The 25,852-nt window shown below is 71.4% G+C and carries 14 protein-coding genes; 6 read left to right on the forward strand and 8 right to left on the reverse strand.

Annotated elements, in window-relative coordinates; genetic code table 11:
* Positions 1-40: 40 nt before the first annotated feature.
* Both ACGH52_RS31755 and ACGH52_RS31760 read right to left on the reverse strand, forming a co-directional pair.
* Positions 41-6,931 (reverse strand): glycoside hydrolase domain-containing protein, encoded by a 6,891-nt coding sequence (locus tag ACGH52_RS31755; protein WP_399944335.1) that lies wholly within the window; start codon positions 6,929-6,931, stop codon positions 41-43.
* Between the two features lie 147 nt (positions 6,932-7,078).
* Complete coding sequence (locus ACGH52_RS31760) at positions 7,079-7,921, reverse strand: helix-turn-helix transcriptional regulator (protein ID WP_076978248.1); 843 nt, start codon at positions 7,919-7,921, stop codon at positions 7,079-7,081.
* Positions 7,922-8,201: 280 nt separating this feature from the next.
* On the opposite strand from ACGH52_RS31760, the gene ACGH52_RS31765 reads away from it, so the two are divergent.
* Positions 8,202-9,140, forward strand: a complete 939-nt coding sequence (locus ACGH52_RS31765; RefSeq protein ID WP_399944339.1) for an SDR family oxidoreductase — start codon at positions 8,202-8,204, stop codon at positions 9,138-9,140.
* A 17-nt stretch (positions 9,141-9,157) separates the two neighbouring features.
* Here ACGH52_RS31765 and ACGH52_RS31770 read toward each other — a convergent pair whose 3' ends face one another.
* Together ACGH52_RS31770 and ACGH52_RS31775 are read right to left on the reverse strand one after the other, a co-directional pair.
* Positions 9,158-9,373 (reverse strand): DUF5988 family protein, encoded by a 216-nt coding sequence (locus ACGH52_RS31770; protein WP_059302481.1) that lies wholly within the window; start codon positions 9,371-9,373, stop codon positions 9,158-9,160.
* Positions 9,374-9,504: 131 nt separating this feature from the next.
* Positions 9,505-11,106, reverse strand: coding sequence for a methylmalonyl-CoA mutase (locus ACGH52_RS31775; RefSeq protein ID WP_399944342.1), 1,602 nt, complete (start codon positions 11,104-11,106; stop codon positions 9,505-9,507).
* Between the two features lie 180 nt (positions 11,107-11,286).
* On the opposite strand from ACGH52_RS31775, the gene ACGH52_RS31780 reads away from it, so the two are divergent.
* Positions 11,287-12,120, forward strand: coding sequence for a 2-oxo acid dehydrogenase subunit E2 (locus ACGH52_RS31780; protein ID WP_253191579.1), 834 nt, complete (start codon positions 11,287-11,289; stop codon positions 12,118-12,120).
* Positions 12,121-12,133: 13 nt separating this feature from the next.
* Here ACGH52_RS31780 and ACGH52_RS31785 read toward each other — a convergent pair whose 3' ends face one another.
* Positions 12,134-12,907, reverse strand: coding sequence for a thioesterase II family protein (locus ACGH52_RS31785; RefSeq protein ID WP_121701282.1), 774 nt, complete (start codon positions 12,905-12,907; stop codon positions 12,134-12,136).
* A 56-nt stretch (positions 12,908-12,963) separates the two neighbouring features.
* Entirely contained in the window at positions 12,964-13,608 is a 645-nt protein-coding gene (locus tag ACGH52_RS31790; RefSeq protein WP_121701281.1) for a thioesterase II family protein, read from the reverse strand.
* Between the two features lie 182 nt (positions 13,609-13,790).
* Between ACGH52_RS31790 and ACGH52_RS31795 the strand changes: the two genes are divergently transcribed.
* A complete protein-coding gene (locus tag ACGH52_RS31795; RefSeq protein WP_076978252.1) occupies positions 13,791-14,015 on the forward strand; it encodes a DUF6059 family protein in 225 nt (74 codons plus the stop codon).
* A gap of 59 nt (positions 14,016-14,074) precedes the next feature.
* On the opposite strand, the gene ACGH52_RS31800 is transcribed toward ACGH52_RS31795, so the two are convergent.
* Positions 14,075-14,746 carry a TetR family transcriptional regulator gene (locus ACGH52_RS31800; RefSeq protein ID WP_076978253.1) on the reverse strand — a complete coding sequence of 224 codons (672 nt, stop codon included), beginning with the start codon at positions 14,744-14,746 and terminating at the stop codon, positions 14,075-14,077.
* A 226-nt stretch (positions 14,747-14,972) separates the two neighbouring features.
* Between ACGH52_RS31800 and ACGH52_RS31805 the strand changes: the two genes are divergently transcribed.
* The 3 genes from ACGH52_RS31805 to ACGH52_RS31815 all read left to right on the forward strand — a co-directional run bounded on the left by ACGH52_RS31805 (position 14,973) and on the right by ACGH52_RS31815 (position 19,339).
* On the forward strand, positions 14,973-16,574 hold the full coding sequence (locus ACGH52_RS31805) for an MFS transporter (protein ID WP_121701280.1): 1,602 nt from the start codon (positions 14,973-14,975) through the stop codon (positions 16,572-16,574).
* Positions 16,575-16,866: 292 nt separating this feature from the next.
* Positions 16,867-17,820: a hypothetical protein gene (locus tag ACGH52_RS31810; protein ID WP_121701279.1), complete on the forward strand. Its 954-nt coding sequence runs from the start codon at positions 16,867-16,869 to the stop codon at positions 17,818-17,820.
* A gap of 52 nt (positions 17,821-17,872) precedes the next feature.
* Positions 17,873-19,339, forward strand: coding sequence for an FAD-dependent monooxygenase (locus ACGH52_RS31815; RefSeq protein ID WP_399944349.1), 1,467 nt, complete (start codon positions 17,873-17,875; stop codon positions 19,337-19,339).
* 111 nt (positions 19,340-19,450) lie between these two features.
* Here the strand turns inward: ACGH52_RS31815 and ACGH52_RS31820 are convergent, their stop codons facing one another.
* A complete protein-coding gene (locus ACGH52_RS31820; RefSeq protein WP_399946936.1) occupies positions 19,451-25,813 on the reverse strand; it encodes an SDR family NAD(P)-dependent oxidoreductase in 6,363 nt (2,120 codons plus the stop codon).
* Between the last annotated feature and the right edge of the window lie 39 nt (positions 25,814-25,852).

Consider the following 25,852-nt stretch of genomic DNA (forward strand, 5'->3'; position numbering starts at 1 on the left):
CGTACCCGGATGGCGGCGGTCCACCGCGGTCATCCCGCGGTCATCCCGCGGTCGGTTCCCACTCACGGGCCGGTGTCCACAGGCCGCCACCGCCCACGGCCGTACCGGCGCCGGAGTCCCGGGCCGCGCCCGGCCGGTGCGGGTGCCGCTCCGTCGGCCGGAAGCCGACCGTGTAGGTGCGGGTGTGCGCGCCGTTGGCCGAGGTCACCGTGATCGTGCGGGTGGTGAAGCCGCGCTGCGAGGACGAGACGGTGGAGCTGCCGCCGACCACCTTCACCCGCGCGCCCGACGCCGCGGGTACGGCGCCGACGGCCGGGATCCTCCCGTGCTCCGGCCAGTCCACGACGTACGTGCGCACATCCGCATCGAAGCCGTCGAGCGCCACGCCTCCCACGGTGAGCGTGGCGGCGTCGGCCACACTGGCCCTGGTCGCGTCCGAGAAGTCGGTCACCGTGACCGACCCGTCGGCGTTCACGACCACGTCCGCCGCCATCGCCGCCGCCAGGTTGATCCGCTGCCAGGCCGGTCCGCCGGACGCGGTGAGGTCCAGCGGGTACCCGGAGTCCGTCGCGGTCTGCTCCAGGACCTGGGCGCGCTGCTCGGCGGTGAGATCCGGGAAGGCGGTGATCAGCAGGGCCGCCGCGTCGGACGGCGCGTCGAGGGCCTGCCCGGCCTCGCCGGTCTGCGAGAACCCGTAGGTCAGGCGCCGTGTGTACAGGTCCACGTCCTGTGCGGTGCTCAGCCCGGCGTACGGGTCGCCCGCGCAGGCCGTGAGGGTGTCGCCGTAGCCCTCCTCCTCGCACCGCGCGAGCAGTACGTTCTCGATCTCGGTGTGGGCCTGCCGCAGCAGCTTCTCGAACGCGGGGTCCGCCCAGCGGTGCGCCACGGTGGCCTGCGCGGTGACGCGGCCGCCCATGACGTCCAGCGGGTAGTGGAAACCGAGGACGATCCGGTTGTCCCCGTACTCCGAGGTGCGCGCCAGGATCGACGGTGCCAGGTCGGGCAGCAGGGTGGCGAGAATGGTCCCGGCCTCGTAGCCGCCGTAGGTGTGGCCGCTCGGGTACGAGCCCTGTCCCGCGAGGCCGCTGTACGAGCTGTTGGGCGACTCGTAGATCGCGCCGCCGTCCCCGGCGAAGCCGAGCCGCACGTACGGGCGCAGGTACCCGTAGTGGTTCTTCGCCGCGTCGTGGGTGTCGAGGTTCTCGGTGACGCGGGAGAACAGCGCGCTGGTCTTGGGCAGCTCTCCGGCCTTCAGCGCCTCGCTGTACAGCGGGCCGAGCCGGGAGCCGAGGCCGTCGGCCATCGTGACGGTGGCGCTGTTGGACGCGTCCACCTCGGCCCGTTCGACCTGCTTCCGCGTCGCCGCGTTGTTGACGGCGACGGTGATCGTGTCGTTCTCGGCGGTGGGTGAAGTGCCCGCGGCCAGTTTCTCGTTGGCGCCGAGGGTGGCGGAGCCGAGGTCGTCGAAGCCGCCGAGGAGCCGGTTGAAGTAGTCGCCGCCGTCGTCGGTCGCGGGCCACGAGTCCGAGGGGTAGGCGGCGTCGAGCACGTCGTCCGGGAAGGGGGACGGCTCGTAGTCCGCCGGGTCGGAGGCGGTGGTGGCCGTGGTCGCGGCCGCCGTGCCGGGGTCGTCCGAGCGCCCGGCCGCGGTCACCGCGGCCACGGTGGCGGTGTGGGCCTTCGCCGCCCCGCCCCGGGCCGTGAGCAGTGCGGAGCCGGTGGTGCCGGGCACGTGCGCCGTCGTTCCGTCGTCGAGGGCCACGGTGTAGCCGACGACCGGGAAGCCGCCGTCGCTCGCGGCCCGCCAGGTCACCCTGACCTGTTCGCCGTCGGTGACCACGCCCGTGACGGTCGGCGCCTGGGGCTTGTGCTCGCCCGTGACCGCGGGCTGCGTCGGTGCGCTCCAGGGGGAGTCGCCGAGGGCGTTCACGGCCCGGACCCGCGCCGTGTACGACGTGCCGTCCTTCAGCCGGGTGAACACCGTGCTCCGGCTGTCCGGATCGGCGATCTCGACCTGGTGGCCGCCGCTGAGCGTGATCTCGTAGCCGGTGACCGGCGAACCGCCGTCGTCGCCGGGCGCGGACCAGGTGACCTGCACGCCGGTGCCGGACGCGGTCGCGGACACCGCGCCGGGCGCGGCCGGTACCGTCCTGCGCTTCGTGGTGAGGGCGGACATGGCGCGGTCGAGGGCCGCGTACCGTTCGCCGAGGGTGCGGTCCGGGGCCGAGCCGTCCGCCAGGGCCGTCCTCGCCGCGGTGAGCGCCGTGGTGAACGCACGCCACGAGGCGTCCGTGTAGCGCTCGTTGCCGAGGACGGACGCGGTGTCAACCAGGTTGTCCAGCCGCAGTCTCGGCAGCGGCACCAGCTGGTTCGCGGCCAGGGTCAGGCTCCGGGTCCGCAGATCTGCCTCCAGCTGGGTGGCGTCCTCGGCGCCGAGGAGGTCGCGGGCGGCGGCGAGTTCACGCCGGAACACCCCGAAGTCGATCGTGCCGTACCGGTCCGCGTCCTCGGCGAGACCCTCGTACCGCTCGATCGCCTTGCGCAGGGCGGACAGGTCCGTCTCCGCGGGCGCCTCGACGTGGTCGAAGGTGATCCGGCCGAGGTTGGCGACGTACGGGTGCGAGGAGTCGGCGTTGGTCGTCAGCCGCAGGTGCACCGCGTGCGTGCCGGTGATCCCCTTCGGCAGGGTCACACTGGTCGTCCCGCCCGACGACCACGCGCTGCCGGTGACCGGCAGGGGGACGGTCGCGTACGGCGTGCCGGGGGCGTCCGGGTCGAAGGAGTCCAGGTACAGATGGACGGCGGAACCTGTGCCGCAGCGGGCGGAGTTGTTGACGTAGGTGAGGGTGAGCGTGTTCTTGGGCGAGTCGCCGAAGTCGATGTCGCCGTAGTCGAGCCAGGCGCCGTCGTAGGTGCCGCCGAGGCTGGTGGCGGAACCCGCGTCGCTCCAGCTGGCCGGTTCGCTCTTCAGTCCGCCGCCGCTGTTCGCCTCGAACGCCGTGGCGTCGAACACCACCGGGGCGTCCGCCTCCCGCGTCAGGGTGAGCGCGTACACGTTGGCGACGTAGGGCTGCGCCTCGGTCTGGGTGCTGGAGACGAAGACGGCGAACACGTCCTGGGAGCCGTCGAAGGTGTCCGGGTCGAGCCGCACGCTCGTGGTCGCGACGGTTCCCCAGCCCGAGCCGGTGTAGTCGAGGGGGATGTCGACGGCCGCCGTGCCGTCCTTCGCGCCCAGCCGCAGTTCGATGTGCGAGTCCGACGCCGCGCGGGACCGGGGCTTGTCGTACCGGACGGTGACGGTGTCGGCACCGTCACCGAGGCCGGTGTCCCGCCACTCGGCCCACGCGCCGTTCGTCACGTTCTCGAAGACGCCGCCGGAGAGCTTCAGCGGGAGCGAACCGCCGCCGGTTGCCGTGGCGTTGGCGGTGGTGAGCGTGGCGAGGGTCGTGACCGGGGAGGACGACGGGGCGGCTTGGGGCGAGAACTGGTGCCAGTCGAAGTTGGACACCCACTGCTGCCCCGGCGGGGCGTGGAAGACGAACGTCGCGCTCGACGCCGCCAGCAGGGCCCCCGGGTCGGTGACGGCCGCCTGGACGGTGGTGTAGTACTGCCAGCCGCCGGTCCCGGGCAGGGAGACGGTGGCGACGACGGGGCCGTCGGCGTCCCCGGCGTGGATGTCGACGCTGCTCGGTTTCGCGGTCGGTGCCTGGGAGTTGGCGTAGCGCACCGAGACGCTCCGCGGGGCGACGCCGCCGAAGTCGAGGTCCGTGTACTGCTCCCAGGCGCCCTCGGTGACGCCGCCGAGGTCGCCGTCCGAGTAGTACGCCTCCTTCACGAGGCTGGGGCCCTCCATCCGGTCGGGGTCCTCGGCCTGGAGGACGGCGTATCCGCCCTCGTCCAGGGTGAGCGCGTCGATCGCGGACCGCAGCGCGTCGTGCGCGGCCATCAGCGTGCCGGTCGGGGAGGCGGGGTCCGCGAGGACGGTCCGGGCCCGTTCCAGGGCCGCGCGGAAGATGCCGTAGGAGCCGTCGGAGTAGTTGCCCTCGCGCACCAGGGACGCCTCGTCGGCGAGGGCGGCGAGGTTCTTCCGGTGCACCGGCGCGGCCGAGACGACCAGCGGGTCGGTCACGGACACGCCGGTGCCGGTCACCGTGGAGGCCGGGATGCCGTGCGGGAAGGCCCGGTCGCGGAAGGTGATGCCGAACCGCGCGTCGGTTTTGGTGGCGCCGGTGAGCTTCAGCGAGGCGGTGCGTCTGCCGGTGACCCTGAGGTCGGCCCGCACGCCGTCCGGGAGGCCGGTGATGCCGGCCGCGCCGGTCCCAGTGAGGCTGGTGCCCTCGCGTGCGGCGAACGACGCCCGGCCGGACAGCCGAAGCTCGATGCTTTCCTTGACGGTGCCGTCCGCGGCCGTGTCCACGGTCTCCGGGCGGGCGGAGACGACGGTCGTGCCCTTGCCGGGCGCGGAGCCGTCACCGTCGCCACCCGCGTCGGTGTTCAGCGAGTACGCGGGCTCGGTGCGGGAGCCCCAGGACGACGGCTCGGAGCCCATGTCGAACTTCAGGGTGCCGCCGGCGACGATCTGCGAGTAGTCGAGCCATGTGTTGGAGAACCGCTTGCCGTTCAGCGTCGCGCGCTGCACGTAGTAGTCGGTGGGCGAGACTCCGTCGGCGTCGACCGTGAAGGTGGCGCCGTTGGCGTACCGGATCGTCGTCGAGTCGAAGAACGGGCTGCCGATCTGGAACTGGCTGGAGCCCGCGGTCACCGGGAACAGCCCGAGGGCGGCGGCGACGAACATGGTCGACATGGTGCCGGCGTCGTTGTCCATGGTCGGCAGGAAGCCGTCCGGCGCCAGTTCGTAGACCTTGGTCTTCACCGGCGGCCTGAACTCGCCGCCCGAGCTGGGGGCTTCGTTCGTGGAGCCCGTCGCGATGTACCGGTTCCAGGTCTCACCGGTGTAGATGGCGCGGACCCACTTCTGGGTCAGGCTCGGCTCGCCGACGTAGTTGAAGAGGTAGGGGGCCTGGAGGTCGATCTCGTTGGCGTTGGAGTGCAGCATGGTGGAGCCGTCGTCGGCGTCGGAGTCCTCGCCGAACATGTGCCGGATCGCGGCCCGGCCGGCCTTCTCGCCGCCCATGGCCTCGATGAGGCCGCCCATGTCGTACGCGTCGTACCAGTGGTACTGCCACAGGGTGCCCTGGTAGAGCCGGGCCTCCTCGAACTTCTCGTGGTCGGCGCCCTGCCAGTCGCCCTCGCCGTCGCGCGGGGTGAGCAGACCGACCTCGGTGCCGTCGTCCGCCGTCCAGGCGCCGGGCTTGACCAGGTTGTCGATCGCCATGGTCGCCTGCCCGCGCAGCTTCTTCGCGTCCGCGTCCTCGCCGAGCGCGTCGGCGATGACGGACAGCGCCCACTGGTCGTAGCCGCGCTGCACCGTCGTACCGGGATCACCGGCGATGTAGCCCTGCCGCAGCTGCGTCCCGGTGTAGTACCCGGTGTACGACTTCAGCGCCGGGTACGCCTCGTCGAGCCGGTCGAAGTCCTTGAAGCCCTTCGACAGCGCGTCGGCGATCACCACCGCCGAGCGTTCCCAGCGCACGGTCGGCACCGAGTGGGTGAGGCTGCCGAGGCTCTTGCCCGCGGCGTGCGCGTCGGCGAAGAGGATGACCGCGGACTGCACCATGTCCCGGTAGGTCGCCGGGTCGATGTACGCCGCCACGGAGTACTTGCGGAAGTCGTCCCAGGTCGACCAGCCGTCGTAGTACGTGAAGCCGTTCGCCTTGTGCACCGCGCCGTCGACGCCGCGGTAGGTGCCGCTGGTGCTGGTGGCGTTCACCGGCAGCGCGTACATGCGGTACAGGTGCGTGTAGAACTGCCGGGTGAGCGTCGAGTCGGGGTCGGCCTTCTTCGAGGCCTGCACCGCGACGGCGCCGAGCGTGCGGTTCCAATCCGCCCTCGTCTGCGCGCGCACGTCCGCGAAGTCACGGCCCGCCACCTCGTGGTGCTGGTCGGTCGCGGCCTGTTCGGCGCTGATCGGCGAGAGCGTGACGCGCAGCTCGATGTCGTCGCCGTCGGCCTCGTCGAACCCGAGCACGGCGCCGGTGTCTGTGCCGTCCCGCGTGGGCGCGTCGCTCAGCGCGCCGTCGTCGCCCCAACTGCGCAGCGAGGTCACGGGGACGTTCGTGGTGGCGTAGTAGTACAGGCGGTACGAGGCGCCGTTGAAGGACCCGGCGACGAGCCCGCTGATCGCGGTGGTGCCGTCCTTCAGCGTCGTCGCTTCCAGGGTCGCGCGGGTGCGGCTGGTGAAGTTGTTCGCCAGGTCGAGGACGAGCTGGGGCCGCGAACCGGCGGGGAAGCGGTACCTTTCGAGCGCCGTGCGCGTCGTGGCGGTCATCTCGGCGTCGATGGTCCCGGCGGGGGACCCGAGGCCCACCCGGTAGGAGCCGGGCGACGCGGACTCGTCGTCGTGGCTGTAGGGGTGGGCGTAGGTGCTCGTGGCCGGACGCCTGTCGTACCGCTCCGAGGTCGGGACGACCAGCAGGTCGCCGCCGCCGCCCGAACCGCCCACACCGTCCAGGTTCGTGGCGGTGAACCCGGCGATGTGGTCCTCGTTGTAGTCGTACCCCGAGTGGTTGCGGCCCGGGGTCGTCATCGGGTTGACCTTCGCCAGGCTGTGCGGTGCCTGGGCGCCCGGGAGGTCGTTGCCGTCGTCGCCCGCGGTGGACACGAACGGGTCGACGAGCTTCGTGTAGTCCGTCCCGCCGGACGCCGCGTCGGCCGAGGAGGCGGCCTGGGCGGCGGGTACGGCGACGGCGGTGCCGCCGCCCGTCAGCGCGGCCAGGCCGAGCGCCCCGGCGAGCACCGCGGCGACCGTGGTCCGCAGGGCTCGGGGGCGGGAAGACGACCGTATCGGCGGTCTCTTGGATCTGTCAGGCATGACGAGCACGGACCCTCTCCCTGTGGACAACGTTGTCAATCGACATCCGAGGCGTGCGCCCCGGGTAAACGCCTCCGCCATCACATAGGGAGAAGTCATACAACGGGAAAACGGAGTTCGTACAGAGTCTGCGCGTACGCGGTGCGGTCAGCCCATCGGCTGGGCGCCGATGACGGACAGCAGGCGCAGTTTGTCGTGGCTCTCGGTACCGGGGGTGGCGGTGTAGACGAGCAGCAGGTGCGACTGGTCCGGGTCGAGCAGCGTCTGGCAGTCCAGCTCGAGGAGGCCGACCTCGGGATGGCGGAAGCGTTTCACCCGGCCGGGACGGACGCCCACCTCGTGCGTCTCCCACAGGGTGCGGAACTCCTCGCTGCGCTCCAGGAGCAGGTCGGCGTAGTGGGCGGCCCGGGAGCCGGGTCCCCGCAGCGTGACGACCTGGCGCAGCCCGGACGCGAACATGCGGGAGAGCAGGGCGTGTTCCTCCGGCGCGTACAGGGCGCGGGTGGCCGGCAGGGTGAACCAGCGGAAGCCGATGCTGCGCTCCGGTCCGGTGTACCGGGTGGTGTCTCCGGTCAGGGCCACGCCGAGCGGCGTCTGGCGCAGGGTCTCCCCGAGTTCGGTGACGATCTCGGCGGGGGTGTCGGCCAGGCGGTCGAGGATGCGCAGCAGACCCGGGCCGACGTGCTCGCCGGCCGCGCCGCGCACGGGCGGGTTGTGTCCGGCCAGGCGGAACAGGTGGTCGCGCTCGTCCAGGGACAGGTGCAGACCCTGGGCGATCGAGGCGGCCATCTGGACCGAGGGCTGCGGGCCGCGCTCCCGTTCCAGGCGCGCGTAGTAGTCGGTCGACATGTGGCACAGCGCCGCGACCTCCTCGCGCCGCAGGCCGCTGGTCCTGCGGCGCGGTCCCCGCGGGAGTCCCACGTCCTCCGGCTGCAGCAGTTCCCGCCGGCGCCGCAGGAAGGCGGCGAGTCCGCTCCGGTCGATCTCCATGAGGCCCTCTCGTCCTGTGCCGCTTCCCCCTCCCTTTCTATCGCCCTTTCTCCCGCAGCCGCGGCGGCGCAGCCACGGACCGCCGATCCCCCCTTACGGCGCCCCGGGCGCCCGCCGACTGCCCGGGAAACCGGCGCTGACCTGCGTAAAGACATGAGGCAGCCCCAACCTCGGCCGCCCGATCAGGGGATCGGCAGACCCTGCATCCCGTCGCCGGATCCGGTCATGGTGGAAGTGACGACACGACGAGGGAAGCAACGACACCCCCAGGAGCCAGCTCATGCCACGCACCGACTTCGACATCACCGTCCCCGATCTGACCGGCCGGCGCGCGGTCGTCACCGGCGCGAGCGACGGCCTCGGGCTCGGCATCGCCACCCGCCTCGCGGCCGCCGGTGCGGAGGTGCTCCTGCCGGTCCGCAACCCGCGCAAGGGCGAGACGGCGCTGGAGGCGATCCGGGCGCGGGCGCCCGGCGCGGAGGTGTCCCTGCGCACGCTCGACCTGTCCTCGCTCGCCTCCGTGGCCGCGCTGGGCGAGACCCTGCTGGCGGAGGACCGCCCGATCCACCTGCTGGTCAACAACGCCGGCGTCATGACACCGCCCGCGCGGCAGACGACCGAGGACGGGTTCGAGCTGCAGTTCGGCACCAACCACCTCGGCCACTTCGCCCTCGTCGCCCACCTGCTGCCGCTGCTGCGGGCCGGCCGGGCGCGGGTGACCTCGCAGATCAGCGTCGCGGCCAACCGGAACGCCGTCAACTGGGACGACCTGAACTGGGAACGCTCCTACGACGGCATGCGCGCCTACAGCCAGTCGAAGATCGCGTTCGGCCTCTTCGGCCTGGAACTCGACCGCCGCAGCGCCGCCGGTGACTGGGGCATCACCAGCAACCTGTCCCACCCGGGCGTCGCGCCCACCAGCCTGCTCGCCGCCCGCCCCGAAGTGGGCCGCGCGAAGGACACCCTGGGCGTACGGGTCATCCGCGTCCTGTCCGCCCGCGGCATCCTCCTGGGCACCGTCCGCACCGCGCAGCTCCCCGCGCTGTACGCCGCCACGTCGCCGCAGGCCGAACGCGGAGCCCTCTACGGCCCCGGCGGCCCGGGCCGGCTGGGCGGCCCGCCCGGGCGCCAGAAGCTCTACAGCCGACTGCGGAGCACCGACGAGGCCCGTCGGATCTGGGCACGCTCCGAGGAACTGACCGGACTGCGCTGCGCCTGACGGCGGGGACGCGGGGGCTACTCGGCCACGTAGGTGCGGTAGACCCACTTGAACACGAGCAGTTCGCGGCCGTCGCTGTGCCGCTGCCGGGCAGTGGTGGGCTGGTAGTGCTCGTACCGGTTGCCGAGGAAGAGCTTGAGACGCTCGGTGGGGTCCGCCACGTAGCGGATCCGCTCCTCGTCGGGCACGAGGGGGCCGCCCCCTCGCAGGATCACGTTCGCCTGCTGCTCCACGGTGAATCACCCTCCATCTGGTGTCGGGACGTCATGCGCTGCTGTCGGAACGGTGCTTGAAGGCTTGGACGACCGGTCCTCTGCGGGCGGAGGCCGGGCCTGCGGTCGCCGCGTGGGGTCGGCGCACGTGGTCAGTACGCGTCGGAAGGCACATAGGTGCCCCAGATCTCGCGCAGCGCGTTGCAGACCTCGCCGACGGTGGCGCGGGCCCGGAGGGCGTCCTTCATGGGGTAGAGGACGTTGTCCTCGCCCTCGGCGGCCTTCTTCAGGGCCGTCAGTGCGGAGTCCACGGCCGTCTGGTCGCGTTCCGCGCGGAGCCTGGCCAGCCGCTCGGCCTGCTGGGCCTCGATGGCCGGGTCGACGCGGAGGGGTTCGTAGGGCTCCTCCTCGTCGAGCTGGAAGCGGTTGACGCCGACCACGACCCGCTCACCGGAGTCGGTCTCCTGGGCGATGCGGTAGGCGGAGCGCTCGATCTCGCTCTTCTGGAAGCCGTGCTCGATGGCGTTGACCGCGCCGCCCAGGTCCTCGACCTTGCCCATCAGCTCCAGGGCGGCCGCCTCGACGTCGTCGGTCATCTTCTCCACGACGTAGGACCCGGCGAACGGGTCCACCGTGGCCGTCACGTCCGTCTCGTAGGCCAGGACCTGCTGGGTGCGCAGGGCCAGGCGCGCGGACTTGTCGGTGGGCAGCGCGATGGCCTCGTCGAAGGAGTTGGTGTGCAGCGACTGCGTGCCGCCCAGGACCGCGCCCAGACCCTGCACGGCGACGCGCACCAGGTTCACCTCGGGCTGCTGGGCGGTCAGCTGCACACCCGCGGTCTGGGTGTGGAAGCGCAGCATCAGCGACTTGGGGTTTTGCGCGCCGAACTCCTCCTTCATCACCCGCGCCCAGATCCGGCGGGCCGCGCGGAACTTGGCGACCTCCTCCAGGATCGTCGTGCGGGACACGAAGAAGAAGGACAGGCGGGGCGCGAAGTCGTCCACGTCCATGCCGGCCGCGACCGCGGTGCGCACGTACTCGATGCCGTCCGCGAGGGTGAACGCGATCTCCTGCGCGGGCGAGGCACCCGCCTCGGCCATGTGGTAGCCGGAGATCGAGATGGTGTTCCACTTCGGGATCTCGGCCTTGCAGTACTTGAAGATGTCCGCGATCAGGCGGAGGGAGGGCTTGGGCGGGAAGATGTACGTCCCGCGCGCGATGTACTCCTTCAGCACGTCGTTCTGGATCGTGCCGGTGAGCCGGTCGGCGCTCACGCCCTGCTCCTCGGCGACGAGTTGGTAGAGCAGGAGCAGCAGGGAGGCCGGGGCGTTGATCGTCATCGACGTGGAGACCTTGTCCAGCGGGATCCCGCCGAACAGCACCCGCATGTCGTCGATGGAGTCGATGGCCACGCCGACCTTGCCGACCTCGCCGCTCGCGATCGGCGCGTCGGAGTCGTGGCCCATCTGGGTGGGCAGGTCGAAGGCGACCGACAGGCCCATCGTGCCGTTCGCGATCAGCTGCTTGTACCGGGCGTTGGACTCCGTCGCCGTGCCGAAACCGGCATACTGGCGCATCGTCCACGGCCGACCCGTGTACATCGACGGGTACACGCCCCGCGTGAAGGGATACTTCCCGGGCTCGCCCAGCTTCCCGGCCGCGTCCCAGCCCTCCAGGGCGTCGGGCCCGTACACCGGTTCGATGGGCAGTCCTGACTCCGACCTGCCGCCTTCGTTCATGGGCTCCCCTCTCATGCGGCCGAGCGTGGTGGACGCGACTAAAGCTGTCCTTTGCGCGGCCCAAAACGGCAGGAGCCCGAGGGCCGTGGGCAGGTCGCCGTCCGCCGCGTCCGACGGCGGCCAAGAACGGCTTAAGAAGGGTCGGAGACCCTTCCCCGGACGGTTGAACTGATCTCTGTACGAGAGGAGAGGACCGTGGCCGACACCGTGGTCGAGAGGTCCGACACCGGGTCCGGAGCGTCCGGGGGGAAGGGGACGGCGGCCGTACCCGTGGCGGCGCAGCGCCGCCACACGCTGCACTTCCTGCGGGAGATCCGTTCCTTCTCGCCCGTCTTCCTCGACACCGAGGTGGACATGACGCAGGTCGTACGCCATCGCGCCGCCGCACGGGAATCGGGACAGTCGTACTCGATCCTCGGCTATGTGCTGCACGTGTCGTCGAGGGTGCTGGCGGCGCACCCCGAGGCGAACGCCGCCATCAGGGGCCGGCTGCGGCCGACGATCGCCCGGTACGGCGCGGCCAACGCCAAGGTCACGCTCGACAAGACGATGGGCGGCCGACGCGTCGTGCTGTCCGCGGTCCTGCCGGGCCTGGACAGCCTGGAGCTGCTCGACATCCAGAAGAAGCTGGAGCACCTCAAGGACGTGGACCCCGACCGCGCTCCGGAGTTCGAGGGGGTGCGCATGCTGCACCGGCTGCCCGGCCCGGTGGGCCGGGCGCTGTTCCGGCGGACGGTCCGGCCGCTGGCGACCAGGGACCGTTTCATGGGCACCTACGCCGTCACCTCCCTGGGCCACCGGCCCGTGGACGGCTTCCACTCGGTGGGCGGCACCACGATCACGCTCGGTGTGGGACGCGCGACCGACCGCCCGGTCGCCCGGGACGGTCGGGTGGAGGTCGCGAAGGTGATGAGGCTCAGCCTGGCCTTCGACCACCGGGTGATCGACGGTGCCGAGGCCGCCGACGTGCTGACCGGCATCAAGGAAGGGCTGGAGGAGTTCGACGGCGGCCCCGGCACCGGGGAGTGAGCGAGCGGCGCGCTCAGACCGCCCGGGCGACGGCGAGCGAGTCGGTGAGGATGGCGGCGACCTCGCGGAGATGGTCGTTGAGGTAGAAGTGGCCGCCCCGGAAAGTCCGCAGACGGAAGCCGCCACGGGCGTGGTCCGCCCAGGCGGCGGCTTCCTCCACGGAGACCCGCTCGTCGCTGTCCCCCGTGAGGACGGTCATGGGGCAGGAGACCGTGTCGCCCGGCCGGCCCCGGTGGGTCTCGATGGCGCGGTAGTCGCTGCGCAGCATCGGCAGGACCATGTCGAGGATCTCCGGCTCGCGCAGCACACGGGGGTCGGTGCCGCTCAGGGTGGCCAGCTCGTCGATGATCCCCGCGTCGTCGAGGGTGTGGACGCGCTCGGGACGGAAGCGGGAGGGCGCCCGGCGGCCGGACAGGAACAGCGCGGCGGGCGGCGTGCCGAGGCGCTCCTCCATCCGCACGGCGACCTCGAACGCGAGGGTGGCGCCCATGCTGTGGCCGAACAGGGCCGGCGGGCGGTCCGCCCAGGGCTCAAGCACCTCGAAGAGCGCGTCGGCGAGCTCGGGGATGCTGTCGATGCAGGGCTCGTGACGGCGGTCCTGCCGCCCCGGGTACTGCACCGCGTAGGCGCTGACGTGGGGGGTGACGGCGGCCGACAACGGGTGGTAGAAGCTGGCGCTGCCGCCCGCGTGCGGCAGGCAGATCAGGCGCGGGCCGTCGTCGGGGCCTTGGTGGAACCGACGGATCCAGGCCTCCGTGTTCCGTGCGTTGCGTACGGCTGAGTTCATGCGGACACGGTCGCAACCGCGTCTAAAATCCCGCCAAACGGCTCCGCCGGGCCGCGTCAGCCGAGCATGAGCAGGTAGTCCGACAGGGCGTTGACGAGTTCGGCCGGACGGTGCGCGAAGTAGTCCTTGCCGCCGTGCAGCAGATGGAGGTCGAACCGCTGCTTGCCGTGGTGTGCCCAGTCCACCGCCTCGTCGTGGCGGAGCCGGGGGTCGGCGTCGCCGTGGAGGACGCCGATGGGGCAGTTGACCGTGGTCTCCTCGGCGCGTGGCCGACCGCACGGGGCCGGCTGCGAGGAGACCAGCAGGGCCGCGAGCCGTGCGCCGCGGATGCCGTCGATCAGGAAGGCCAGTTCGAGCCTGCGCGCCACCTCCAGGGCGACGACCGCGCCCGGCCCCTGCCCGAACAGGACCGTGGGTCGGTCGAGCCGCACCGCCAGCTCCGCCGCGATCAGGTCGCACAGCGCGGGGGACGGTTCCGCGTCCGTCGCCGAGGGCGCGGTACAGGACGGCGCGGCACAGGACGGCGCGGTACGGGACGGCGCGTGAAGCACGGTCAGGACCTCGGTGGAGGGCGCGAGTGCCTGGGCCGCGGTGCGGTGGATGACGGTGAGCCGGCCGTCCGGCGGGAAGCACACCAGCTGGAATCTGTGCCGGGTCATCGCGGTGAGGCGGTGCACCGACACGGACCGCTCGTCGAACATGATCTCCTCCGTCGATGATTCCCGGCGATCCACGCGATCCACGCGATCCACGCGATCCACGCGATCCACGCGTCCCGGCGGGGTCGCTCGGACGTTCAGCGCGGCTTAAGCGCCGACCGGCACGGTGCTGCCTGCGAAGGCACTGCCGCGACAACGCCGCCGTGAGCGAGGAGCGTGAGGTAATGGCGCCTGAGAGGCGATCGCCGGGTGCCCGCTGCCTCCGGGCGATCTGGGAGGCCCTGGTCGACTACGGCAGCTTCTGGGTCTGGATCCCGCCGCTGCCGGAGGCGGAGCCGCCGCCGGACCTCGCCGGACCCGCCCCGTACCACCCCGAGCGGCTCTGTCCCGAGCTGCCGCTGACCGCGGTCGAGCGTCGGCTGCGGGAGCAACTGAGAGGACGGGGGTGAGAGCCGAGGAGCCGTCGGCCCGGCGGAGCACTCTGCCGCGGTGCCGCCGGACGGCGCACTCAGCTGCCGTGACCCTGGTCGGCCCCGGGGGACCAGGGCCCTTCCAGGGTCGGCAGCAGAAGATCGAAGTGCTCCTCGATGGTCTTGGCGACGGCGTCGAGGTCGGCGTCCTCGTCGAGTCCCCAGCAGCGGCTGGCCACCCGGGTCACCGCGGTGAAGATGGCCACCACCAGCTTGGGACGGGGGTCGGAGTCGTAGTCGAGGTTCTCTCTGCGGGCGATCTCCCGGCCGAGGCGTTCCTCGAACGCCATGGTGCGCTGGGCGTGCGCGGCGCTCAGGCCGGGCGCGGTCTCGACGATGCGCAGGATCCGGGCGAGTGCGGTGACCCCGCTGATCCGCTCGGTCTGCTCCCTGACCCCGGCCCAGGTCTCCCGCACCGAGCGGCGCAGTGCCTCCAACGGCGGTTCCGACGGGGGGCGTTCGGAGAGAAGTTCGAGGACGCGCTCGTCGATCTCGGTGACGGGGGCGAGGGCGACGTCCTCCTTGCCGTTGAAGTACCGGAAGAACGTGCGCTGCGAGACGTTGACGGCGGCGACGATCTCGTCGACCGTGGTGCGCTCGTAACCCTGCTCCGTGAACAGGCCGATCGCCGAGCGGATCAGCGCGTCGCGGGTGAGCTGCTTCTTTCGTGCCCGCAGTCCGGGTTCTCCCGCGTCAGCTTCCAGTCTCACCTGTCGCCAGCTCCTCAACTTCGCCGATGGCTCGGAACGTCGCCTGAACCCCCGTAGTCAGGACGCCTGTCGCGGGCCACCTCGTGATGGCCGCCCCCACCATCATGCCAGAAATTCCTGGCAACGACTGTCTACTAGCAGAGATTGACGTTTGTCAGTGACTGCCATATCTTCTCAGGCAGTTGCCCCCGCTGTCTGTCACGACATGACACGAATCGGAGCCGTCATGGCCCAGACCTCCTCCTTACACAAGACCGCCGAGACGGAGCCCGGCCCGCAGCGGAAGGGCTTGCGCGGTCACCCCTGGCTCACGCTCTTCACCGTCGGCATCGGCGCCATGATGGTGACCCTGGACGGCACGATCGTCGCCGTCGCCAACCCCGCCATTCAGCAGGACCTCGGTGCCACGCTGGAGCAGATCCAGTGGATCACCAACGGCTATCTGCTCGCGCTCGGCGTCTCGCTGATCACCGCGGGCAAGCTCGGTGACCGCTTCGGCCACCGGCAGACGTTCCTCGTCGGAGTCGCCGGATTCGCCGCCACCTCGGCCGCCATCGGACTGTCCGGCAGCCCCGGCCTGGTCATCGCCTTCCGCGTCCTCCAGGGCATGTGCGGCTCCCTGCTCCAGCCGGCCGCACTCGGCCTGCTGCGCGCCACCTTCCCGGCGAAGAAGCTCAACATGGCCATCGGCATCTGGGGAGCGGTGATCGGCGCCTCAATCGCCGCCGGCCCCATCGTCGGCGGTCTGCTCGTCGAGCACGTCAACTGGGAGTCGGTCTTCTTCCTCAACATCCCCGTCGGCGTCGTGGCCTTCGCGCTCGGCATGCTCGTCCTGCGCAAGCCGCCCGCCGAGAAGGCCGCCTCGGGCGGGATGTTCGACTTCCCCGGCGTCATCCTGCTGTCCGGGTCGATGTTCTGCCTCATCTTCAGCCTGATCAAGGCCGAGGCGTGGGGCTGGGGCGGTGCCAAGACCCTCGGACTGCTCGCCGCGTCCCTGGTCCTCGCGCTCCTCTTCGTCCTCCGGGAGTCCAAGGCCCGCGACCCGCTCATCCCGCTCGCACTGTTCCGCTCCGTGTCCCTGTCCGCCGCCACCGTCGTGACGGTCCTGATGGCCTTCGCCTTCATGGGCGGCCTGTTCTTCATCACCTTCTACCTGCAGAACGTGCACGGCATGAGCCCGGTCGAGAGCGGTGTCCACCTGCTGCCCGTCACCGCGATGATGATCGTCGGCTCACCGCTCGGCGGCGCGCTCATGGCGAAGTACGGCCCCAAGATCCCGCTGGCCGGCGGCATGGCCCTGTCCGGCGCCGCGATCCTCGGCCTCGGCTCGCTCGACACCGACGCCAGCACCCTCTCGATGTCCCTGTGGTTCGTGCTCCTCGGCCTCGGCCTGGCCCCCGTCATCGTCGCCAGCACCGACGTCATCGTCAGCAACGCCCCCGAGGAGCACGCCGGTATCGCCGGCGGACTCCAGCAGGCCGCCATGCAGGTCGGCGGCAGCCTCGGCACCGCGGTCCTGGGTGCCGTGATGGCCTCCCGCGTCGGCGACAGCCTCCCCGACAAGTGGTCGGCGGCGGGCCTGCCGCAGGTCGAGGGAGAACAGCAGGAGGCCATGAAGGACGCCGTCTCCATCGGTCTGGCACCGGTGCCCGAGGGGTCCCCTCGGAACGTCGCCGACACCATCGCCGACATCGCCCACGACTGCTTCATCAGCGGCATGGGCCTCGCCTTCACCATCTCCGCCGTCATCGCCGGGTGCGGCGCGCTGCTCGCCCTGCTCACCCGGCGCGGCTCCAGCGCCACGGGCGAGACCGCCGTACACGTCTGACGCGGGACACGCCACCGGTCCGGCCCACTGTCCGGGCCGCACCGCGGACGCCCGGGGCCTCGCGCCCCGGGACCTGGACCGCTCGCCCAGCGGAGGCGGGCGTCCGGTTTCGCGCCGGCTCGTGGGGACGGGGCGGCGCGAAGAACGGGCTCGGCGACCGGTACATCCCCCGGCCGGTCGCCGGGCTCCGCTCGTTCCGCATCCCCCGCCGTCGGGGTCGCGTGGCCACGAAAGCATCCGGCGGTCCGGCGCACCCGGCGCGTCCGGCGCGCACCAGCCCAGTGGGGGAGGCATGAACACCACCGCAGCAACCGTCGTCCTGTCGGTCCTCTCCGCCGCCTGCTACGCGGTCGGCGCCGTCCTTCAGGAGCGTCTCGCCGCCCGTACGACGGCCACCACGAGCGGTCACCTCGGCCACGGCCGGGGGTCCTCTCCCCACGAACACGGTCTTCTCCGCGACGAACACGGTCTTCTGCGCGACGGACGCGCTCTCCTCCGCCGGGGCCAGGGCCTGACGGCACTCGGGCTCAACCTCGTCGGCGGCCTCCTCCACGTGGCGGCCCTCTGCTACGGCCCGCTCAGCCTCGTCCAACCGCTCGGCGCCCTCTCCGTCGTCCTGGCCGTGCCCATGGGCGCCGCCCTCGCCCGGCGCCGGGTCGCACGCCGCGAATGGCGGGGAGTCGCCCTCGCCCTCGCCGGACTGGCCGCCCTGCTCCCGGCCACCGCGGCCCAGCACCCCACGGCCGAACACCTCCTCGACCTGCCCCGGACCTGCCTGCTGGCCGGCGCCTGCGCGGCGGCGATAGCCCTGCTCGCCCGCGACCCCGCGCACAGCCTCCGCACCGCCGTCGCCGCCGGTGTCGCGTTCGCCGGCGGCTCGGCGCTCATCCAGAACCTCTCCGTCGCCGTCCTCCACGACGGCCCCGACGCCCTCCTCGACCCGGCCACCGCGCTGTCCGCCGCCCTCGTCCCGCCGCTGGCCCTGGCCGGAGTCCTCCTCTCCCAGGTCGCCTACCGCGGCGGCCTCGGCGCGCCCCTCGTCCTCATCACGCTCGCCAACCCCGTGCTCTCCTGCCTCATCGGCCTGACCCTCCTCGGCGAGCGTCTCGACGGCGGCATCCCGGGCACCGCGGGGGCCCTGGCCGGAGCCGTCGTCGCCGCGCGCGGCGTCGCACTGCTGTGCGGCCGCACCACCGGCCGGGACGACCGCCCAGGCCCCGACTCCGTGGCCTTTCCAGGCCTTTAGAACCGCTCCCTAGCCTGTGGCCGATCCGACCCACCGACCCTCGGGAGCCTCAGTGCCCAGTGAACAAGACATCGTGGACGTCGCCGTCGTCGGAGCCGGTCCCGTCGGCCTCTGGCTGGCAAGAGAACTCACCGTCGGCGGCGCGAGTGTCCGGGTCCTGGAGCGGGACACCGAACGCAGCCCCTACATCCGGGCGTTCGGCCTCCAGGCCCGCAGCCTGGAGATCCTCGATATGCGGGGCCTGCTCGACCGGGTCGCCGGTGAACGCTCCCGCAAGCTCCCCGTGGCGAACGTGGCTGGCCTGCTGCCCTGGCTCCAGCTCGCCGGACTCGACACGACGCACCCCTACGGCCTGTCGGTGCGCCAGAACGTCGTGGAAGAGGTCATCGAGGAGGCCCTCGGTGACCTCGGCGTCACCGTCGAACGAGGAAACGCCGTGGTGGGACTCACCACCCAACCCGACCGCGTACGCCTGAAACTGGAGAACGGCGAGAGCGTCTCCGCCCGCTACGTCGTCGGCTGCGACGGCGCCCACAGCGCGGTGCGCAAGCTTGCCGACATCGACTTCCCCGGCAGCAGCACCACCGCCACCTACATCCTGGCCGACGTCACACTCGCCGAACCCCCGTCCTGGATGGGCCAGTTGGGCATACGGCACTTTCCGGCACCGGACGGCAGCAGGCTCGGCTGGTTCATGGGCGGCATCGTCCCGGACACCGGCCGGCACCGCATCATGGTCTGCGACCGGGAGTCCAGCCGGGTCACCAAGGAGGAACCCGTCTCCTTCGAGGAACTTCGCGAGGTCCTCCTCCGCCTCACCGGCACCGACTGCGGCGCCCACTCGCCGACCTGGCTCTCCCGCGTCGGCAACCCCGCCCGTGTCGCCGCCCGGTACCGCACCGGTCGGGTCCTGCTCGCCGGGGACGCCGCGCACGTCCACTCCCCGTTCGGCGGCCAGGGACTCAACACGGGCCTCCAGGACGCCACCAACCTCGGCTGGAAGCTCGCCGCGGTGGCACGCGGCGACGCCGGTGAGGAGATCCTGGAGACGTACCACGACGAACGCCATCCCGTCGGAGAGGCCGTCATCGCCAATACCCTGGCGCAGACCACGATGGTCTTCGACTTCACCCCCGGCGGTCAGCACCTGCGCGACCTCTTCTCCCGTCTTCTGGAGTTCCCGCAGGTCAACCAGTACCTGGCCGGGCAGATCACGGCGCTCGACTACGCCTACCCGCCCCCCTCCGGCTCCGACGCCCACCCGCTCGTCGGCACGCGCGTCCCCGACCTGGCCCTGAAGCTGGACGGGGGTGCCACGAGCCGCCTGTTCGACCACCTGAAGGACGCCGCCCACGTGCTGCTCGTCCGCACGGAGGCGGGGGCCGCGTCCTCCGTGCCGGCCGCGGCTCCGGGAGCCGTGCATGTCGTGCACGGCTGGCCGGTCGAGGAGCGCGAGGGCTGGGAGGACATCCGGTCCGTGCTGATCCGTCCCGACGGACACGTGGCGGGGGTCGGCTGACCTCGCTCCACCGCCCGCGGGGCACGAAACGACGGAGGCCGCCGGAACATCCGGCGGCCTCCGTGTGTGCGGCGGTCTCCTCGGACCCGTCGCTCCCGCTTTTCCTGTCGCTCAGAGACCGAGCTCGTTGTCGATGAACTCGAAGATCTCGTCGTCCGAGGCTTCGCCGATACGCGCGATCGGGGCATCGCCGCGGTCGGTCAGCCCCAGCAACAGCGACTGGAGCCGTGCGGCCAGCTCCTCGCGCGTGGTGTCGTCCGGCTCCGCGGAGAGCAGGGCCGCTTCCAGCGAGGCGACGCCGTCGAGCAGTGCCCGCGGCGAGCCACTCCCGGTCTCCTCGCCGAGGGAGAGTTCTTCGAGCACGAACGACGCGATGCCCTGCGCGGTCGGATGGTCGAAGACGAGCGTCGTCGGCAACCGCAGACCGGCGGCCCGCCCGAGCCGGTTGCGCAACTCCACGGCCGTCAGCGAGTCGAACCCGAGATCCATCAGCCCGCGATGCGGGACGACCGCCTCCACGCCGTCGAGCCCGAGAATCGACGCCGCCTGCTCCCGTACGAAGTCCAGCAGCACCGGGAGCCGTTCCTCGGCCGGAACCGCGGCGAGCCGCTGCGGCAGCGGCGCCGACACCTCCTCGGAGGAGTCCGCGGCAGTCGCCGCCGACCGCAGCCGGGGGCGCACCTTCACCAGCCCCTGGAGCAGCGGCGACACCGCGTCGCCCGACTCCAGACGGGCCCGCACCTGGTTCGTGCTGATCGACGCCGGCACCAGGACGGGTTCCCCGGTGGCGATGGCCTGGTCGAAGAGGGCGAGCCCTTCTTCCTCGGACATCGGCAGCACACCGTTGCGCGCCAGTACGAGGGCGTCGGTCGCGCTCATGTGCTGGGTCATGTCGCTGGTGGTGTGCCAGAGGCCCCAGGCGAGGCTGGTGGCGGGTTGGTGGTGGGTGTGGCGGTGGGTGGCGAGGGCGTCGAGGAAGGTGTTGGCGGCGGCGTAGTTGGCTTGGCCGGTGTTGCCGAGGTGGCCTGCGGCGGAGGAGTAGAGGATGAAGTGGGTGAGGGGGGTTTGGAGTTGGGTGGTGAGGTGGTGGAGGTGGTAGGCGGTGTTGGCTTTGGGGGTGAGGGTGTGGGTGAGGTGGTGGGGGGTTTGGTGGTGGAGGAGGGCGTCGTTGAGGGTGCCGGCGGTGTGGATGATGGCGGTGAGGGGGTGGGGGTTTTGGTGGGTGAGGGTGGTGAGGAGGGTTTTGAGGGTGTGGGGGTTGGTGGTGTCGGTGGCGGTGATGGTGACGGTGGCGCCGAGGGTGGTGAGGTCGTGGTGGAGTTGGGTGGCGCCGGGGGCGTGGGGTCCGCGTCGGCTGGTGAGGTGGAGGTGTTTGACGTGGTGGTGGGTGACGAGGTGGCGGGCGAGGAGGGCGCCGAGGGTGCCGGTGCCGCCGGTGATGAGGACGGTGCCGTCAGGGTCGAAGCCGGTGGGGGCGTCGGTGGGTTGGGTGCTGGTGTCGGTGGGTTGGGTGGGGGTGAGGTGGGGGGTGGTGAGGGTGTTGTTGTGCCAGGCGAGTTGGGGGTGGGTGGTGAGGGTGGTGGTGTGGGGGAGGTGGGGGGTGGGGTGGGTGTCGGTGTCGAGGAGGGTGATGCGGTCGGGGTGTTCGGTTTGGGCGGAGCGGGTGAGTCCCCAGATGGCGGCGTGGGCGAGGTCGGGGGTGGGGGTGGTGGCGTGGGTGGTGAGGATGGTGAGGTGGCTGTGGGTGTAGTGGGGGGTGGTGAGCCAGTGTTGGAGGGTGTGGAGGGTGTGGGTGGTGAGGTGGTGGGTGGCTTGGAGGGGGTCGCCGGTGGTGGGGGGCAGGTGGAGGATGGTGTGTTCGGGCAGGGGGGCGCCGTGGGTGAGGGCGTCGGTGAGGGTGTCCAGGTCGGGGTAGAGGGGGGTGTCGTCCGGGAGTCCGGGCAACGCCTCACCGATCACCGCGATGTTCTTCGGCTCCGGGGCGGTGGATTCTTCCACCTCCTGCCAGCGGACGGTGAAGAGAGAGTTCGCGTTGCTCTGGTTCTGCCGCAGCTGAGCCAACTGTTCCTTGGGGACGGGACGTAGCGTCAACTCCTCGATCGAGGCCACCGGCATGCCTGCCGCGTCGGTGAACAGTGCGGTGACCGCGTGCTCGCCCTTCGCGGCGAGCTGAACCCGCAGTGCCGTCGCCCCTTCCGCGTAGACGGTGACGCCGCTCCAGGTGAAGGGGAGCCGAAGTTCCTTGCCGCCCTCCAGGATCTGGACAGTGTGGAGTGCGGTGTCGAGGAGGGCGGGGTGGAGGGTGTGGCCGGTGGTGGGGGTGTTGGGGGGGAGGGTGGTTTCGGCGTAGATGGTGTTGTGGTGGCGCCAGGCGTGGTGGAGGCCTTGGAAGGTGGGGCCGTAGTCGTATCCGAGGGTGGTGAGGTGGTGGTAGAGGTGGGTGGTGTTGAGGGGTTGGGTGTGGGTGGGGGGCCAGGTGGTGGGGGGTTGGGGTGTGGGGGTGGTGGGTGGTTGGGGGGTGAGGGTGGCGGTGGCGTGGCGGGTCCAGGTGGTGGGTTGGTGGGGGTCGGTGGTGTGGGGGTGGGTGTGGATGGTGATGGTGTGGGTGCCGTGTGGGTCGGGGGGTGTGAGGGTGAGTTGGAGGGTGAGGGTTTGGTCGGGGGTGAGGGTGAGGGGGGTTTCGAGGGTGAGGGTGTCGAGGTGGTGGTGGCCGAGGTGGTTGGCGGCGTGGAGGGCGAGGTCGAGGTGGGCGGTGCCGGGGAGGATGACGGTGCCGTGGACGGCGTGGTCGGTGAGCCAGGGGTGGGTGGTGAGGTTGAGGCGTCCGGTGAAGAGGGTGGTGTGGTCGGGGAGGTTGATGGCGGCGCTGAGGAGGGGGTGGTGGGTGGGTTGCTGGCCGAGGGTGGTGGCGTCGGTGGGGGTGGTGGTGGGGGTGTGGAGCCAGTAGGGGTGGTGTTGGAAGGGGTAGGTGGGCAGGTGGGTCCAGGTGGGGGTGGTGGGCCAGGTGGTGGGGTGGCCGTGGGTGTGGGTGGTGGCGAGGTGGTGGGTGAAGGTGTGGTGGTCGGGGGTGTTGCGGCGCAGGGTGGGGGTGGTGGTGTGGGGGTGGGTGTCGAGGGTGTGCTGGATGGCGGTGGTGAGGACGGGGTGGGGGCTGGTTTCGATGTAGTGGGTGTGGCCTGTGTTGTTGAGGTGGGTGAGGGTTTGGTGGAAGAGGACGGGGTGGCGGAGGTTGTCGGTCCAGTAGTGGGCGTTGAGGGTGGTGGTGTCGGTGATGTGCTGGGCTTTGAGGGTGGAGTGGAAGGCGATGGTGCCGTCGGTGGGCTGGGGGGTGATGGGGGTGAGGGCGGTGATCAGTTCGTGGTGGAGGGTGTCGACGTGGGGGCAGTGGGAGGCGTAGTCGACGTCGATGGTGCGGGCGCGGATGTCGCGTTGTTGGGCGGTGGTGACGAGGGTGTGGATTTGGGTGGGGTGGCCGGAGACGACGGTGGCGGTGGGGGCGTTGTGGGCGGCGATGTGGACGTCGTCGAGGCCGAGTTCGGTGATGAGGGTGGTGGTGTGGTGGGCGGTGGTGGGCAGGGAGGCCATGGTGCCGGTGCCGGCGAGGCGGCGCAGGATGCGGGCGCGGCGGGCGACGATGAGGGCGGCGTCGTCGAGGGTGAGGGCGCCGGCGATGTGGGCGGCGGCGATTTCGCCCTGGGAGTGTCCGATGACGGCGTCGGGCTGGATGCCGTGGTGCTGCCAGAGGCGGGCGAGGCTGACCATCATGGCCCACAGGACGGGCTGGATGACGTCGACGCGTTCCAGGCCGGGGGCGTCGTTTTGTTGGAGGATGACGTCGGTGAGGTTGTAGTCGGTGTGGGGGGCCAGGGCGTGGGCGCAGGCGGTGAGGTGGTGGGCGAAGACGGGGGAGTGGTGGTAGAGGTCGGCGCCCATGCCGGTCCACTGGGAGCCTTGTCCGGGGAAGACGAAGACGGTTTTGCCGTCCAGGGTGTGGTGGGTGACCAGGTGGGGGTGGGGGCGGTCGGTGGCGAGGGCGTCGAGTGCGGCCAGGAACTGGTCGGGGGTGTCGGCGGTGACGGCGGCGCGTTCCTCGAACGCGGTCCGCCCATGGGCCAGCGTGTGGGCGACGGCATGGATGTCGAGACCGTCCCCGGCCTGACGCGCGTGAGCGGCCAGGCGCGCGGCCTGCTCCCGCAGAGCCGCGGGCGTTTTCGCCGACAGCGGCCACACCACCGGCCCCTGCGGCACCACCCGGACCGTTTCACGGGGTTCTTCGGCGGGGGCCTGTTCGAGGATGACGTGGGCGTTGGTGCCGCTGATCCCGAAGGAGGACACCCCGGCCCGCCGCGGGCGGCCCGCCTCCGGCCACTGCCTCGCCTCGTCCAGCAGCCGCACCTGGCCCGACTCCCAGTCGACGTGCGGGGTCGGCTCGTCCACATGCAGCGTCCGGGGCAGCATCCCGTGCCGCATCGCCAGCACCATCTTGATCACACCCGCCACACCCGCAGCAGCCTGCGCATGCCCGATGTTGGACTTGATGGACCCCAGCCAGAGCGGCTCCGCGTTCTCGCCGCGGCCTTGGCCGTACGTCGCGAGCAGCGCCTGCGCCTCGATCGGGTCACCCAGCTTGGTGCCGGTCCCGTGCGCCTCCACGGCATCGACGTCGGCGGTGGTGAGCCCGGCGGAGGTCAGGGCCTGCCGGATCATGCGCTCCTGTGAGGGGCCGTTGGGGGCGGTGAGGCCGTTGCTGGCGCCGTCCTGGTTGACGGCGGTGCCGCGGACGACGGCCAGGACCTCGTGTCCGTTGCGCCGGGCGTCGGACAGCCGCTCCAGGATCAGGACACCCGCACCCTCGCCCCACACGGTGCCGTCGGCACCGTCGGCGAACGCCTTCACCCGGCCGTCGACGGCCAGTCCTCGCTGGCGGCTGAAGTCGATGAAGTGACCCGGACTCGCCATGACCGTGGCGCCGCCGGTGATGGCGATGCCGCACTCGCCGTTGCGCAGGGCCTGGGCGGCGAGGTGCAGGGCCACCAGCGACGACGAGCACGCCGTGTCCACCGTCATCGCCGGCCCCTCGAGGCCCAGCGTGTAGGCCAGCCGGCCCGAGGCCACACTCATGGTCGTACCCGTGATGCGGTAACCCTCCGTCTCCGCCGGGGTGTTGACGGCGCTGGGACCGTACTCCTGGGCTATCGCGCCGATGAACACGCCCGTGTCCGTGCCCTTGAGGGTGTCCGGAGCGATGTGCGCGTTCTCCAGCGCGGTCCAGGCGGTTTCGAGCAGGACACGCTGCTGCGGCTCGGTGGCCAGCGCCTCTCGGGGGCTGATGCCGAAGAACTGCGGATCGAACAGGTCGGCATCGTGGAGGAAGCCGCCCTTGTTCGTGTACGAGCGACCGGGGACCTCGGGGTCGGGGTCGTAGAGGTTGGCGATGTCCCAGTCGCGGTTCGTCGGGAACTCGGAGATCGCGTCCCGCTCCTCGGACAGAAGCTGCCAGAGTTCCTGAGGCGACGACACCCCGCCGGGAAGGTGGCAGCTCATCCCGACGATCACGATGGGGTCGTCGGGATCGGTGCCGTGCGGCCTCCGGACAGCCGCGTCGAGCTGTTGTGACGTGGCCGCATCCTCGTCGGGGGAGACCTGGTCGAGGACGTAGGCCACCAGGGCCGCGGGGGTGGGGTGGTCGAAGACGAGGGTCGTCGGCAGCCGCAGCCCCGTCACGCGGCTCAGGTGGTTGCGAAGCTCTACCCCGTTGAGCGAGCTGAATCCCTGTTCCTTGAATGAACGGTCGATCGGGACGACCGTCGTCTTGGCGTGTCCCAGCACCGTCGCCACGGCGGACCGGACCGTCTTCTCGACCGCCTCGCGCCGCTGAGCCGGCAGCAGCTGGGCCGTCAGTTCCGCCCAACTCAGGTCGCTTGGGGAGGACGACGTCCCGGTGACGGTCCGACGCACCTTCGTGCGGACGAGAGAGCTGAACATCGGGGGCAGCAGTCCCGAGGCGGCGCGCTCGCTCAGCGCCGCCTTGTCGATCCGGGCGGCGAGGACCACCGGTGCGTCCCCGGCGATGGCGGCATCGAAGAGGGCGAGCCCCTGTTCGGGTGTCATCGCGGGCAGGCCATGGCGTGCCCAGCGCTCCACGTCCTCTGCGGCCAGACTGTCGATCATCCCGCTGGTGGTGTGCCAGAGGCCCCAGGCGAGGCTGGTGGCGGGTTGGTGGTGGGTGTGGCGGTGGGTGGCGAGGGCGTCGAGGAAGGTGTTGGCGGCGGCGTAGTTGGCTTGGCCGGTGTTGCCGAGGTGGCCTGCGGCGGAGGAGTAGAGGATGAAGTGGGTGAGGGGGGTTTGGAGTTGGGTGGTGAGGTGGTGGAGGTGGTAGGCGGTGTTGGCTTTGGGGGTGAGGGTGTGGGTGAGGTGGTGGGGGGTTTGGTGGTGGAGGAGGGCGTCGTTGAGGGTGCCGGCGGTGTGGATGATGGCGGTGAGGGGGTGGGGGGTTTTGGTGGGTGAGGGTGG

Origin of the sequence: Streptomyces sp. BBFR25 (assembly GCF_044590125.1) — a bacterium.
In the GTDB taxonomy this organism is placed as follows: domain Bacteria; phylum Actinomycetota; class Actinomycetes; order Streptomycetales; family Streptomycetaceae; genus Streptomyces; species Streptomyces canus_D.